Origin of the sequence: Erythrobacter sp. MTPC3, assembly GCF_042854385.1 — a bacterium.
Classification (GTDB): domain Bacteria; phylum Pseudomonadota; class Alphaproteobacteria; order Sphingomonadales; family Sphingomonadaceae; genus Erythrobacter.
Map to the genome: position 1 here is coordinate 434,079 of NZ_BTGP01000001.1, position 14,718 is coordinate 448,796.

The window sequence follows — 14,718 nt, forward strand, 5'->3', positions numbered from 1 at the left end:
AATTTGCTTGCCCCCTACTTAGGGCAATTCCCCGCTCACTCAATATCGAGCGGGACATAGCTTTCCTGCGCGCTGCCCAAATCCTGCTTGTGCGGGGTCAGGACGTTCGGCGGGATTTCGATGAGACGCGGGGCGTGGGTGTAAAGGATCGCGGCGCGCACCGGCCTGCCGGGATAGATGACCTCCAGCGCAGCAACATAGGCGGCCATCTGGCGCAGCACGGCGCGCGGAACATCTTCCAACGTTTCAGGCGGGCGGCGAGTGGTCTTGAAATCGACCACCGTCACCGCGTACTGTTCGATCAGCAGCCGGTCAGCCGTGCCCGCAATCACAGTGGTGCCAACCGTCGCTGTCAAAGGCACTTCGGCCAGCGCATCGGGCGAGAATATCGCCGCATATTCCGAGTCATCCAGCACCGCTATTGCGCTGGCCAGCATGGCTTCCAGATCGCCATCGTCGAGGCCGCTTGCCTGCCGCCTTAACCAGCGCGCGCCTGTATCCTGCCGCTGCTCGCTGGGCACATCTGGCAAACGTTCCAATAGCCGGTGGATCAGCACCCCGCGCTGCGCCGCGATCCGCGCAGCATCCGCAGGCAGCGGCGGGTCTGCGCCCGTTTCCTCACCCGCCGAACTTGGCGATAGCGGCCGCGGCGGGCTGGGTTCGGGGCCAATCGGCGTGACCGCCCAATCGGGCAGCGCATCCGGTGCGGTATTTTGCGCGGCTGTTTCCGCAACCACCAGCGGCTCCGCACGCTCCCCCCATTCGCGGCGCGCACCCCATAAAGGATCGTCCAGCTCATCGCTTTCGAAAACCTGCTCCAGCCGCGCATACCAGCTGTCTTCGTGCGGAATTCCCTTTTTCGCGTCCTTTTTGTTGAGCGATCCGCCGATGAACAGCGCCTCTTCCGCGCGCGTCATCGCGACATAGAGCAGCCGCCAGTGCTCCTCCATCGCGGCAGCGCTCACGCTTTCCTCTGCATCCGCCACGCGGCCCCGGCGCTGCTCGGCTGACAGCGATGGCAGCGGCACGGTGCGCCCGGTGCTTTCATCCAGCGGAGCATCCTCCAGTTCCAGATCGCCGCTTTGCCCCGGCCCGCCTGCTGCATCGGCCAGAATAACGATGGGCGCCTGAAGCCCTTTCGAACCGTGCACGGTCATCACCCGCACCTGGCCGCCCGCGCTATCGGCGTTGCGCTTCAGATCTTCATTGCTCGCGTCGAACCATTCGATGAACCCTGCAAGGCTGGGCACATGCGCCGCCTCGAATGCGAAAGCGGCGTTGACGAGTTCATCAATCGGATCGTTCGCCTCGCGCCCCAGCCGCGCGATCAGACGCTCCCGCCCTTTCCATGATCCGGTGAGCAGCCAAGCAAGCAATGCCTGCGGCGTTTCAAAATCGGCGCGGGCCAGCAGGCCTTTCAATCGCTCGCAGCTTTGCACCACAAATGGATCGTCGCTGCTACGCAAATGCCGCCACAGCGACAGACCTTTCTTACGCGGCACATGGGCAAGCAGATCGTCCTGTGTCCACCCCATCAGCGGCGATGAAAGCAGGTTTGCAAGCATCAGATCATCGAGCGGCTGCGCAGCAAACCTTAGCGCGGCCATCAAATCCTCTACCGCCAGCGGCTCGCCCAGTCGCAGGCGGTCCACGCCCGCAACCGCAACGCCTTTTGCATGGAGCTTGGCGACAATCTGCGCTGCCAGTTTTCCGCGCTTTCGCACCAGCACCATGACGTCGCCCGCATCCGCGCGGCGGTGCGGCAGGCTTTTGGCGAGGACGAATGGCTCATCCCCCTTTACCCAGCGGCGAACCTGCTCCGCAATGCGCTCTGCCAGCAATGTCTCGTGCGCGGGCAGCCAGTCTTTTTCTTCATCGCTGCGATCATCCAGCGTATCCAGCGGGCTGACCAGTTTCCACTGCGTGACGAGGCCCGGCCGGTCTGCACCGATATGATCGCTCGGCTCCGCATCCAGACCGAACTGCTCATATCCGAGTGAGGCAATCGCGCGGTTCACGAAATCGAGCACGGGGCGCGATGTTCGGAATGACTGACCCAGATCGAGGTCGCGCCAACCGGGCACGCGGCGATTGTCTCGCATACCGGCGGCGTTCTGGCGCGCGGCGAGGATAGCTTTGTGAACCTTGTCCTTTGCCCGAGCGAAGTTTTCGGGACTTGTGCCCTGAAATCCGAAGATCGCCTGCTTGTAATCGCCCACGGTGAAGATCGTGCGCAGCCGGTCCCCGCTCGCGCCGTCACCGCTGAAGAAATCGTCGATCAGCGCGAAGACGATGTCCCACTGCGCTTCGTTCGTGTCCTGCGCCTCGTCGATCAGGATATGATCGAACTGCCGGTCCAGTTTGTACCGAATCCAGTCGGCGACCGCGCTTTTCTTGAGCAGGACCGCAGCTTTGCGGATCAGGTCATCGAAATCGAGCAACCCTTCGCGCCGTTTTGCTTCCTGCCAGCGCCGGGCAAACGCGTATCCGATTTCGAGCGAGGCAGTGAGCAGTTCTGCGACGCCTAGCAATGCCAGACGCTCCTCGATTTGCAGCACGGCCTCGGAAATCAGCTCCAGTCCCTCGGCAAACCCAGCGTGATTTTCACGCGGGTTCTTCAATTTTCCGTTCGGCGTGCCGTCTGCTTTTAGCAAAGTCCCCTTGAACCCGACGACCGCATTGATCCGCGCCGCGTGATCCAGTGTTAGCCATTCCCGCATAAATAATAGGCATTTGTCTGCGGTCGCTGTGCCCCATTCCTCCAGCGGCGGGATCATCGCCAGCAATCGGTAGTCGGGGAAGGTATTAGGCGACAACCCATCATGAGCCCACGCTTCATCCGCATCGGCAGGAATGTCGAGCAGGCGGCGCACGCGCGCGTCCATCGGCGATTGCCAGCTCCCCGGTCCTTCCCATAGATCATCCGCCTTTGCACAGCGCATCAACCAACCATGCAGCGCGCCGGGGTCTTTGGCGGTGGTGAACAGATCGACGGCATTTGTGATCCGGGTGTCGCCGGTCCGTTCTGCCTCCACCAGCAGATCGGTAAGGACTTCGCGCGCGAGCAGTTCTCTTGTGCGGTCCTCCATCGGCTGCGCGCCGGGCGGCAGATCGGCCTCTTCCGGGAAATTTGCGAGCAGCCACTGCGAAAATGCGTGGATCGTGTCGATCCGCAGCCCGCCGCCAGGGCAATCGAGCACTTGCGCAAACAGGGTCCGCGCGCGTTGCTGCACGTCCGGCCCGATCGCTGCGCCCAGATCGCCCAGCTCCTTGGCCAGCTGCACCGGCTCCATCCGCACCCACCGGGCGAGCACCGCGTTGATGCGGTTCGCCATTTCCGCCGCCCCAGCCTTGGTAAAGGTCAGGCAGAGAATTTCCGACGGATCGACGTCGGGCCGCAGCAGCAATCGCAGCACGCGCGCCGATAGAACTTGCGTTTTGCCCGTCCCAGCGGATGCCGACAGCCAGACATTGTGCTCTGGATCAACGGCATCGCGCTGTTCGCCTGCCAGCGGATAGACTTTACCCTCGCCGCTCATGCAGCATTATCCTCATCGCGAGAGGCGAGCGTGACGGCCCATTCCTCCAGCCGCATCAACTGATCGTAATCGGTGTAACCGGGGTAATCGGGGTTTTCCTTCGCCGTAAAAGGATCGCTGCCATTGATGTATTTCGCAATCGCATGACGCAGGTGGCGTTCGTGCGTTGGCAGGAATTCTTCGGGTAGCAGGCCGGAGCGTTTGCCGGCTGTTTTCACAGGCTGATCGACATAGCCGAATTCGCCGCTCTTCTTTTTGGCGAGCGACCAGTATTCAAACGCGGTCGCCTTTCCGTTCACCGGGCCATCATCGGTGGTGAAAGCGCCTTCACCCGCAATCAGGCCGAGCACGCCAAGCTGCAAGGCATAGCCTGCCTCGACCTGCGCCGCGCTGGGGGAATTGCCGGTCTTGTAATCGACAATCGCCAGCGATCCGTCCGCTAGCCGGTCGATCCTGTCCGGTTTTCCGCCGACCGTTACGCCCTCAAACTGGATATCACCCCACACCTCGGTCGCGATCACTTCGCGCCCCTCGCGCGCTGCCTCGTCCACCCATTGCTCGAACCGTGACAGCGCAGCGCAGATGCGTGGCCGCCACAGCCCCCAGAACAGCGGATGCACCTGTTTTTCGCGCAGCTGCTTTTCAGCAAACGGGACGAGGCCAAGGTTCGGTTGATCAATCCGCGCCTTGTGCCAGTTATCGAGGATATCGTGCACCAGCGTTCCGCGCAGCGCCGCATCGCCAAACGGATCGGCAGCCAGCGGATCAAGCCTTTTCAGGCCAAGGATTTCGCGGGCGTAAAACTGGTATGGATCGCCCAATAACCGGTCCAGCGCGGTGGCGCTGATCTTTACCTGTCGCTGCTGTTTTGTGGGCGAAGGCGCTGGCTGGGTATATGCCGGTGCGCGCGGCGGATCGCGGTCTATACGTTGCAGCATGGAAGGGATCGCGGCTTCGCGGTGCGCCTCCGCCAATTCTTCACCCAGCAGCGCCTCCACCCGCAGCCAGAACCGGGATGCCAGCGCCGGCCCCTCGCTATCGCGGGCCGCACGGCTCAGCACCACTTCGGGTGCGCCCATCGCGCCTGCCAGATCGTGCGCGGAAAGTCCGATGCGAAACTCTGCCCCCGGCACTCCCAAGGCGCGCAGCACCCCGGGTGCGAGCAAGGCGTCGGCACCGGGCGGCTGGGGCCAGCTGCCCTCGTTCAAACCGCCGCAGATTACCAGGTCGGCGCGCGCCATACGCGATTCCAGCAAACCGTAGATGCTCACCCGCGGATGGCCGCCATAGGGAGGGCGCACGGCAATGTTGTCCATCGCATCGCGCAGCACTTTTGCCAGATCGCCCGGTTCGACCAGAGTGCCGATTGCGCGGGCGTGGAGGCGCAAATCCTCGACCAGCGCAGAAAGCGCGCGGCCATCCTCACGCGCCCAGAGCCTGTCCCCCGCCAGCGACTGGGAGGCGGTGACGAGCAGGTCCAGCGCATTGGCCAGCGCGATGGCTTCGTCGCTCAAACAAAGCGGCGCAAGGATTGCCTCACTCTCCTGCCACCACGGTGCAGTCCCCGCTTTTGCCGCGATTTCTCGCAGCGGGGCAAAGCCAGGCGCTGGCGAAGGGCCGCGCAATTCCTTTTCGAACTTTCGCAGCCCGCTAAGCCATTCGCGGCGCATGTCCGTATCGTGTGCGCGCACCAGCGGATGCGCGAGCGCCGCGATCAGCGGGGCCGGTTCCAACCCATCGGAGGTAAGCTGCGCGAGAAGGCCCAGCAATCGCCCCGCAGGTGTCAGCGACAGGGGCTGGCCAGCGGTATCATCCGCCTCGATATTCCAGCGCGCCAGATGCTGCGCCGTCCTGCGGGCAAGCGCGCGGTCAGCGGTGATGACGGCGATGCGTTTTTCCGGCACTTCCAATGCCTCGCGAACGATCAGCGCGATGGCCTGCGCCTCTTCCTCTGCCGTCGCGCTGGTCATCAGCTTTACGCCCGACAGCCGCCGCTTGTCCGCAGGCAGATCGATCCATGACTGGCTCGCTTGCGGGGGCAGGAATAGCGAGGATATCGCGTGGCTGCGCTGGGGCGGAGCGGCTGATGCGCCCTTGCGGTGCCATTGCGACACCTCCGCACGCGCAATGCCCATGCGTTGGAGCAGCAGTTTCAGGTGATATTGCGGGTGGGTAAGCGCGTCCTTCTTGCCGAACACCTCGCCGTCGGGATCCTCGGTTGCACCAGCGCGGCCCAGTTCATCCCACGCCGCCTCGCTCATATTAAGGTCGAGATCGGGCAGGATCACCGCGCCGTTTGGCAGGTTCGCGATGGTCCGCAGCATCTTGGCAAGTGCGGGTGAGGCGCTGGTCACTCCGGCGGCAATTATGGGGGCTGAAGGCGGTTCATCGCGCCAGCGGCGCGCGGCGCGCTCAAACAGCATGTTGCGGCGGGTCGCGGCATCGACCCGGTCAAGCTCTTTCAACCGCGCAAGCCAGCGCGCCTGCACGCGGGCGAACAGGATGAGCGCATTTTTCCAATGCTCAGAGAGTTCGCCGAGCATCGTCAGCACCGCTTCGCCCGTCAGATCATCTGGCGCGACGTCTTCTACCAACAGGCGGTCCATCGCGCGCGCCATGTCGCGGGCGAGACGCAGCCGCGCCGCCCCTGTCAGTGCAGGTCTGCCCTGCTCTGACAGCTCGACCCTGATCAATTCGGCCAGTTCAAGCCAACGCTGCGTTGGCTCGGTCGCGGGCGGAATATCCTGCGCGCCCAGCGGATCGAGCAGGCTTCCCAGCGCCTCATCCAGATCGAGGTCGCCGACCGTCACCATGCGCGGCATTAGCAGCCCAGTCGCGCCGGAATGGCGGACAAACGCCTCTGACATGGTGCGCGCGGCGCGGGAACTCGGAACCAGCAGCGTGAGGCGAGCAAGGCCAACATCGTCCTGCGCGTAACGCGGCACCAAACCGGCGACCAGCGCGTCGGCAAAACCGCGATGCGCCGCTATGGAATAGACCGCTGGCCGGGACTTATCACCCACGCTTTAAAGCGTCTTCGGTTGGGGCGATTGCCTGCGGAGTGCCCACTTCGAACCATATGCCGGTGAACGCGACGCCGTATAGCCGCCCCTCTTCGATGGCGCGGTTCCACAGAATGTTAGTAGAGAATTTCCCCTCAGGCGCATCGCGCAGCAGCCGCTTCGATATCAGCTGGATGCCGGTGTATATAAACGGCGCGATCCGGCCCGGCAGGCGGCGCGAGAGTTTGCCCGACCCATCCATATAGAAATCGCCCTGACCGTTGAAATTGGCCGCCTTCGCATGGCCGACGAGCAGCAGCAGCGCGTCCATTTCATCGGCATTCCAGCGAGAGGACAGATCGGCAAAAGCATCGCGCGGCCCGTCCAGCCATATATTGTCCGCGTTGAGGCAGAAAAACGGATCGGGCAGCGATCCTTGCGCCTTCACCAAGCCGCCGCCTGTTTCCAGCAACTCGTCCCGTTCATCCGACACAGTGACGCGCGGCTTATCGCGTTCGAGTACATGCGCCTCCAGAGCATCGGCGAGGTAATGGACGTTTACGACAGCATTCTCGATCCCGTTTTCCGCCAGCCGGTCGAGTGCATGGTCGATCAATGCTTTACCCGCCACGCGCACCAGGGGTTTCGGCTGGGACGCGGTCAAAGGCCGCATCCGCTTGCCGTAACCGGCGGCCATGACCATCGCGGTATCGCTCGCCAGATCGGATTTGCTCACGTGATCGTTCCTCCGCCTGAATGGCGCAATTCATCGGGAATGTTGCTGTCGAACCAGCGGGCGACGGGACCAAGGGCCGGATGCGTGAGATCGCGCTCCATCGCGGCCCAGACTCGGGGGATCAGATCAAGATAGCGCGGCTTTTCGTCGCGTTTATAAAGGCGGGTGAAAATGCCAACGATCTTTGCGTTGCGCTGCGCACCCAGCCGCGCATAATCCGCTTCGAAATGATGATCGGGCGACGCCAACTGGCGGTACCGATCAAGCATCGCGGATTCCAAATCTTCGGAAACTTCCCGCCGCGCATCCTGTAACAGTGAGACAAGATCGTAAGCGGGATGGCCAACCAGCGCGTCCTGAAAATCGATCAGACCCTGCGGCGCGCGGGCCACCGGATCGCCCAGCAGCATGATGTTTTCCGCGTGATAATCGCGCAGGACCGTCACGCCGGGTGATTGGCGCTGCATCATCGGGGCCAGCGCCTCTTCCCACGCAGCTTCGTAAGCGGCTTTATCCACGGTCAGCCCCTGCGCCGGAGCATACCATTCGGTCAGCAGGCCGGTTTCGCGCAGATAGGTCGGCATATCGTAGGGCGCAAAGGGTCCGGGGGGTCGCTGGTGAAGCGCCGCAAGTGCATCGATTGCCACTTCGTAGGCCGGCGCTTCTCCGGCAGGATGATCATCCAGCCAGTCACGCATCCGGTCATCGCCGAAATCTTCGAGCAGCACCCACCCCTGCGCAGCGTCCGCCGCGTAAATTTCAGGTGCGCGCATGTTGTGATCCGATAGCCAGCCTGCAACGTGCAGAAACGGTTTTGGATCTTCATGCGGCGGCGGTGCGTGCATCAGCATCGCCTTCTTTCCGCCCGCCGATTTGATGCGGAAATAGCGGCGGAAAGAGGCATCACCGGGGATCGGGTCTATATCGGCCCCGCCCCATCCCGCTTTTCCAAGGAATTCTTCAATACCGTCAGGCAGATCGCTCATGGCAATCGTCCTAGCCAATCCGGTCCGCTGCGGGCAATCGCAATTCGTCCTGCATCCTCAGATTTGGACACGGTTTCAAGCCGGATCGAAAGACACGCGCTCTCATGCGCAAATCCGCCCGCATGATCCGGCCATTCCGCGATAAGCGCGGCGCCGTCACGATAATCGTCCAGCCCGATTTCCTGCGCCTCTTCGGGATGTTCCAGCCGGTAAAAATCGGCATGAGCAACTGGCACTCGCAGCGGCGGCGCATCGTATGTTTCAATGATGGTGAAGGTTGGCGAAGGCACTTCGCCGGCATATCCCAGCGCCGCGATGATCGCGCGCGCAAGGGTTGTCTTGCCAGCGCCCAGCCCGCCTTCCAATGCAATCACATCGCCGGGCCTAAGTGCATCGGCAATCGCCGCACCCAGCCGCTCCATCGCGGCGAGATCGGGCAGGTCGTATCGCGACTCTTCACTCACGGGAGGTAAATGACCGCCGTTGTGCCGACGCCCTCTTCGCTCGACAATTCGAGCGATCCGCCATGCGCTGCGACCAGCTGGCGGGCGAGCGGTATGCCAAGACCGCTGCGTTTTTCCTGCTCGCCTTCCGCGCCTTCGCTTTCGCCGTCGATGGCAAGCGCCAATTCCTCCGCACTCATCCCCGCTCCGGTGTCGCGGATCATGAAGCTGGCGCCCCATTTGCCGTCGGGATCAGGCTTGGCAATCTCAATCAGGATGTGTCCGTCTTTCGGAGTGCCGGCGATTGCGTTGTCCAGCAGGTTGCCCACCGCGCGTCCCAATTGCCGCGGATCGGCATCCGCCTTGCGCCCGCGCTTGCCTTTCAGGTCCAGTCCCAGCCCGGCTTTGATAATCGCGCTTTCACGGTCGCGGACCAGTTTGGTCAGGAATGCGAGCAGGTCGATCGGCTCTTTCTCAATCGGCAACAGGCCTGCCTCGCTCTGTGACAGGTCGAGTACGTTTTCCACCTGTTCGCGCAGCCGCTCAACGGCAGTCAGGATCGAATCGACATATTCCCCGGCGCCCTCGCCCAGTTCACCCGCCGCGCCGCTTTTCAAAAGCTCTGCATAGCCGCCGATGGTGGTGAGCGGCGTACGGAATTCGTAGGACATATTGGCGAGGAAGCGTGCCTTCACTGCGTCGGCCTCTTCTAAGGCGACCGCACGTTCCCGCAGCGCCTCTTCGGCTTTTTGCGAATCGGTGATGTCGAGCACGGTCAGCAGGCCGTTGCCATCGGGCAGCGGCACCCCGGCAAACCGCAGCGTGCGCCCATCGGATAGCCGCACCAGCCCCTCTTTCTCACGCCGGTCGAGCGTTGCCGCGCGCACGACTGCGCCGATCTTGTCAGCATCGTTTTTGCGCACAAGGTTTTCGGCAATCGCTTCGATCAACTCATCAGCGCCGGGATGAATATCAAGGAATTCGCTGCTGAGGCCCCATGTCCCGGCAAAGCTGCGATTCCACAGCTGCACCGATCCGTCGGGGGAAAAGATCGCCAGCGCCTCAAACAGACTGTCGAGCGTGGCGGTGCGTGTGCGCAGCAGCGTGTCGCGCGTCGCCGACAGCGAAAGGCTTTCCGTGCGGTCTTCCGCGATCATAACCATGCCGCCATCGGGCATCGGCTGCGCGACAATGCGCAGATGCGTCCCGCCGGGCAGCGGCCATGCCTCTTCTTGCATATCGGGCTGGTCGAACCACCCGGCGTGTTCGCGCCGCCATTCGGGGAAATCGCGCACTTCGGGCGTGCGCCCTTTCTCGCGTGCGTCGGACAGAAACCGTTCGAATGGTGTTTTTTGACTGATCGCGGTTTCAGAAAGGTCGAACTGGCGCTGGAACGGGCGGTTTGCAAAACAAAGCTGTTCGTCCGCATCGAACTGCGCCACGCCAACGGAAAGCTGGTCCAGCAAGGCACGCTGCGCATCGCGGAACGCACGAAATTCGCGGCGGACCTGTTGCTGCTCCTCGATATCGATGGCGTATCCGGTGACGCCCTCTTTTCCCAGCGGCTGATTGCTGACGCGCAGGGTGCGGCGCGATCCGTGGACGGTTGCTGTGGTCGTGCCGTCTTCCGCTTTCTGCTGCGCGAACACGCGCTGCGCGATTTCAGCCGGAGTTTCGCCCGCTTCCGCTTCCAGCAGCTCGACCTGATCGGCGATGACTGCAGCAGCGCTTTCCGCCCCAACCGCATCGACATAGGCCTGATTGACGAGCTGCAATTCCATCGTCTTGCCCCGGAACCACATCGGCACCGGCGCAGCCTCGATCAGTCCGACCAGCGCCGCGAAATCGGCCTCCGCCCGCGCCGCCGCGCTGCGCAGTTTCGACAATTCGTCTTCGCTTTCGCTGAAATCGAACACCCATACCAGCGCCGCGCCGCCGGGCGAGACCTGCGGATCGGCGAGCGCGCCCTGCATCGCGAGGCTGCGGCTCGATCCCGGCGGGCTGATCGCCATTTGAAACGGTGCGGCACTTTTCTGCGTCAGGCGAATACGCTGCGACAGATCCTGCACCTGTTTTTCAGACAGGCCTGTGCCCTCTTCGCCTGAAAGCTCCGTAAGGTAGGACGGCATGGTATCTAGCCCCAGCCAGCGGGCGAGCCGCTCTGGCGCTTCGATCCGGCCATCGACCCGCACCAGCATCGGGATGGCAGGCGCTGCGTCGAGCATGTGCTGCATCCGTTTTAGCGAGGTTTCAAACGCTTTGGCCCGCCGCGATTTCGCGCTCGCACGGATAACCATAACCGCCGCCGCCAGCGTCCACGCGGCGAGGATCAGTCCGATAACAACCAGGGCAAGCGGGGAGAATTCCATCGTAGCAATCAGCTATGCCGAGAGCGGCCCGCTTGCAACTGCCGTTGAACGCAAAAACCCCCGCAAATGCGAACAATTGCGGGGGCTTCCGGTTTGTTTGCGGCAGAATGACTGACGCTGCCGTTGAATTACGCGGTGTTTAGTAGCGGTAATGATCCGGCTTGAACGGGCCAGCCGAAGGGACACCGATGTAATCGGCCTGCTTCTGGCTCAGCTTGGTCAGTTCCACGCCCAGCTTTTCAAGATGCAGCGCGGCAACCTTTTCATCGAGATGCTTTGGCAGGACGTAGACATCGTTCTTGTATTCGTCCGATTTCGTAAACAGCTCGATCTGGGCAAGCGTCTGGTTGGTGAAGCTGGCGCTCATCACAAAGCTTGGGTGACCGGTCGCGCAGCCGAGGTTCACCAGCCGGCCCTTGGCAAGGATCAGCAGCGAATTGCCATCGGGGAAGGTGACCATGTCGGTGCCTTCCTTGATTTCCTTCCAATCGTAATTGTCGAGCGCGCTGATCTGAATCTCGCTGTCGAAGTGGCCGATATTGCACACGATCGCCATGTTCTTCATGTTCTTCATGTGCTCGCCAGTGATCACGTCTTCGTTACCGGTCGCGGTGACAAAGATATCGGCGCGCTTGGTCGCTTGTTCCATGGAGACGACTTCGTATCCGTCCATCGCCGCCTGCAACGCGCAGATCGGGTCGATCTCGGTTACCATGACGCGGGCTCCGCCATCGCGGAGCGACGCTGCAGAACCTTTGCCGACATCGCCGTAACCAGCAACGCAGGCAACCTTACCGGCCAACATCACGTCGGTGGCGCGGCGGATTGCATCGACCAGCGATTCTTTACAGCCATACAGGTTGTCGAACTTCGACTTGGTCACGCTGTCATTCACGTTGATCGCCGGGAACGGCAGCTTGCCCTGCTTGGCAATCTGGTAAAGGCGCATGACGCCCGTTGTCGTCTCTTCGGACACGCCCTTGATGTTCTGGACGCTTTTGGTGAGGTAGCCGGGCTTTTCCGCAACATACGCTTTCAAAGCGCGCTGAAATTCGATTTCTTCTGCGTTCTGCGGTGCTGGCAGTTCTTCGCCCGCTTCGATCCGTGCGCCCCACAGTGCAAACATGGTTGCATCGCCGCCATCATCCAGGATGATATTCGCGGTCAGGTCCGGGTTTTCATCGGTCGACCAGTCGAAAATGCGGCCAACGTAATCCCAGTAATCCGCCAGCGTCTCACCTTTGATTGCGAAAACCGGAATGCCCTGCGCTGCAATCGCTGCCGCCGCGTGGTCCTGCGTGGAAAAGATGTTGCAGGTCGCCCAGCGTACTTCCGCGCCCAGCGCAGTCAGCGTCTCGATCAGGACAGCGGTCTGGATCGTCATGTGAAGCGAACCGGTGATCCGCGCGCCTTTCAGCGGCTGCGATGCGCCATATTCTTCGCGCAGAGCCATCAGGCCAGGCATTTCGGTTTCGGCAATGTGGATCTCGTCGCGGCCGTACTGGGCCAGCGAGATATCCTTGATGATGTATTCCTGAGTAGCAGCAGCGGTGGCCATGTTCGTCTCCTGGAGGTAATTTTTCGCAAATATAATCTTGATTGCGCCCTAGCGTTCGCAGCCTTCGCAGGCAAATATAAACTTATCTTTATATGTCTAATTGTTGTGGCCCGTGCAACAGGCCCTATATCGTTTCGCAACACCCCCTTCACACGAAAGGAAATGCTAATATGACAATCTCGGTAGGCGACAAACTGCCCGACGTGGCGCTGGTTAAAGCGACCGCAGATGGCCCCCAGCAGGTTCAGGCGAGCGAGTATTTCGCAGGCAAGAAAGTGGCGCTGTTTTCAGTGCCCGGCGCTTTCACCCCGACCTGTTCGGCCAAACACCTGCCTGGCTTCGTCGAAAAAGCCGATGATCTCAAGTCAAAGGGCGTTGATGAGATCGTCGGCACGGCGGTGAACGATGCGTTCGTGATGGGCGCGTGGAACAGCGCGGCTGGCAGCGAAGAAATCACCATGCTGGCAGATGGCAATGCCGATTTTGTCGAAGCGGTTGGTCTGACAATGGACGGCACCGGCTTTGGCATGGGCAAACGCGGCCAACGCTTTTCGATGATCGTGAATGACGGCGTGGTCGAACAGTTGAATGTCGAAGAACCCGGCGATTTCCGCGTCTCCAGCGCGGAACACATGCTCGGCCAGCTTTAACAGGCTCTGCATCGCACATGAAAAAGGGCGCCCGATGGAGGCGCCCTTTTCTTGTTGTTCGGTGTTTGGCAAGCGTCGCGGGATCAGTATCCCATAAGGCTCATCACTTCCTTGCGGCTGCGATGATCTTCTAGGAAACAGCCCAGCACTCGGCTGGTCGTCATTTCAACGCCGTGTGTTTTTACCCCGCGGCCCGTCATGCAGCCATGCTGCGCTTCGATGACAACCGCCACGCCGTGCGGGTCGAGATTGGTCCAGATGCATTCTGCGACCTCTGCGGTAAGGCGCTCCTGGATCTGAAGCCGCCGCGCAAATCCATGCAGGACGCGGGCGAGTTTGGAAATTCCGACAACCTTGTTCTTAGGCAGATAGGCAATGTGTGCCTTGCCCGTGATCGGTGCCATGTGATGTTCGCAGTGAGATTGGAACGGAATATCCTTGAGCAGGACAATCTCGTCATATCCGCCGACTTCTTCGAACACCCGGCTTAGATGGATCGCCGGATCTTCCTTATAGCCTTCGCAATATTCGAGCCATGCGCGGCCCACGCGTTTGGGAGTGTCGATCAAGCCTTCGCGAGTTGGATCATCGCCAGCCCATTCAAGAAGCGTGCGAATGGCATCCTGCACATTCTCGGGAACATCGGGTTTGCTCAAGGGATTCTCCGGGTCAAACTCATCGTCATCATGCCCATGCATGTAATTCATAGCCAAGGTCTTTCTAAACTTTGACGGCAGGCCCGGATGATGTTCAGCCCCGCTCTGTCGCTACAATCCCAAACCACAAACGTGCCATCCCCGCGTTAGTTCCGCGCAAAATAACAGTCCTGGCCGCATTGCCCCCTAGTATGAAAAAGGCGCCCTCAGCTTTCGCCGGGGCGCCCTTGCTGTGGAGGAGTGGAAGATTACTCCTTGGCGTCTTCCATTTTTTCCGGCGTCAATTCGGCCGCTTCTTTTTCGGCTTCCTTGCGCTCGTCAAATGTCTGGGTCATTTCCTTGTCCATCGCATCGTCGATCTGCTCGGCGAAATCGGGGAAGTGATCCTTTTCCTCTTCCGTAATATGGTGGCGATACCGATCATCCAGCTGCTTGAACTTTTGCAGCCATGCAGGCGAGCTCATGTCGGTCGCGGCCAGATCGTTGAGCATTTCATCGATTTCGTGGTGCTCTGCAACCGAGTGGCGCGTTTCATCGCTGACTTCGGGATCGGCGAGCATTTCGGAATACACCGCCTGCTCCTCGGCAGCGGCGTGGCTCTTCAGCTCTTTATTCAGCTCTTTGAAAAGCTCGCGGCGGCGCTCTGTATCGCCGCTTGTCGCTGCGATCTGGTCCAGCAGGTCGCGCTGGCGGTCATGGTCGGTCTTCAATCGTTGGAGGACAGTGGTCTGCTCGGTCATAAATTCGCTCCTGTTATCTTTCCAATTCAATGGATGAGC

Annotated in this window: 10 protein-coding genes; 1 reads left to right on the top strand and 9 read right to left on the bottom strand. The window is 61.3% G+C overall.

Going from position 1 to position 14,718, the window contains the following annotated elements; translation table 11 throughout:
• Positions 1 to 35: 35 nt before the first annotated feature.
• The 7 genes from addA to ahcY all read right to left on the bottom strand — a co-directional run bounded on the left by addA (position 36) and on the right by ahcY (position 12,633).
• Positions 36 to 3,539, bottom strand: a complete 3,504-nt coding sequence (addA, locus tag ACGHU1_RS02115; RefSeq protein WP_390582922.1) for a double-strand break repair helicase AddA — start codon at positions 3,537 to 3,539, stop codon at positions 36 to 38.
• A complete protein-coding gene (addB, locus tag ACGHU1_RS02120; protein ID WP_390582924.1) occupies positions 3,536 to 6,562 on the bottom strand; it encodes a double-strand break repair protein AddB in 3,027 nt (1,008 codons plus the stop codon). The genes addA and addB overlap by 4 nt, the downstream gene beginning before the upstream one ends.
• A complete protein-coding gene (locus tag ACGHU1_RS02125) occupies positions 6,555 to 7,244 on the bottom strand; it encodes a nucleotidyltransferase family protein (RefSeq protein ID WP_390583180.1) in 690 nt (229 codons plus the stop codon). Before ACGHU1_RS02125 ends, addB begins: the two co-directional genes overlap by 8 nt.
• 29 nt (positions 7,245 to 7,273) lie before the next feature.
• Positions 7,274 to 8,263 (bottom strand): aminoglycoside phosphotransferase family protein, encoded by a 990-nt coding sequence (locus ACGHU1_RS02130; RefSeq protein WP_390582926.1) that lies wholly within the window; start codon positions 8,261 to 8,263, stop codon positions 7,274 to 7,276.
• Positions 8,260 to 8,727 carry a tRNA (adenosine(37)-N6)-threonylcarbamoyltransferase complex ATPase subunit type 1 TsaE gene (tsaE, locus tag ACGHU1_RS02135; RefSeq protein ID WP_390582928.1) on the bottom strand — a complete coding sequence of 156 codons (468 nt, stop codon included), beginning with the start codon at positions 8,725 to 8,727 and terminating at the stop codon, positions 8,260 to 8,262. The genes ACGHU1_RS02130 and tsaE overlap by 4 nt, the downstream gene beginning before the upstream one ends.
• Positions 8,724 to 11,075, bottom strand: a complete 2,352-nt coding sequence (locus ACGHU1_RS02140) for a PAS-domain containing protein (protein WP_390582930.1) — start codon at positions 11,073 to 11,075, stop codon at positions 8,724 to 8,726. The genes tsaE and ACGHU1_RS02140 overlap by 4 nt, the downstream gene beginning before the upstream one ends.
• Before the next feature lie 139 nt (positions 11,076 to 11,214).
• Positions 11,215 to 12,633 carry an adenosylhomocysteinase gene (gene ahcY, locus ACGHU1_RS02145; RefSeq protein ID WP_390582932.1) on the bottom strand — a complete coding sequence of 473 codons (1,419 nt, stop codon included), beginning with the start codon at positions 12,631 to 12,633 and terminating at the stop codon, positions 11,215 to 11,217.
• A 170-nt stretch (positions 12,634 to 12,803) separates the two neighbouring features.
• Between ahcY and ACGHU1_RS02150 the strand changes: the two genes are divergently transcribed.
• A complete protein-coding gene (locus tag ACGHU1_RS02150; RefSeq protein WP_390582934.1) occupies positions 12,804 to 13,283 on the top strand; it encodes a peroxiredoxin in 480 nt (159 codons plus the stop codon).
• Between the two features lie 83 nt (positions 13,284 to 13,366).
• Here the strand turns inward: ACGHU1_RS02150 and folE are convergent, their stop codons facing one another.
• Together folE and ACGHU1_RS02160 are read right to left on the bottom strand one after the other, a co-directional pair.
• Positions 13,367 to 13,990 (bottom strand): GTP cyclohydrolase I FolE, encoded by a 624-nt coding sequence (gene folE, locus ACGHU1_RS02155; RefSeq protein ID WP_390582936.1) that lies wholly within the window; start codon positions 13,988 to 13,990, stop codon positions 13,367 to 13,369.
• A 197-nt stretch (positions 13,991 to 14,187) separates the two neighbouring features.
• Complete coding sequence (locus tag ACGHU1_RS02160) at positions 14,188 to 14,679, bottom strand: hemerythrin domain-containing protein (protein ID WP_390582938.1); 492 nt, start codon at positions 14,677 to 14,679, stop codon at positions 14,188 to 14,190.
• Positions 14,680 to 14,718: the final 39 nt, after the last annotated feature.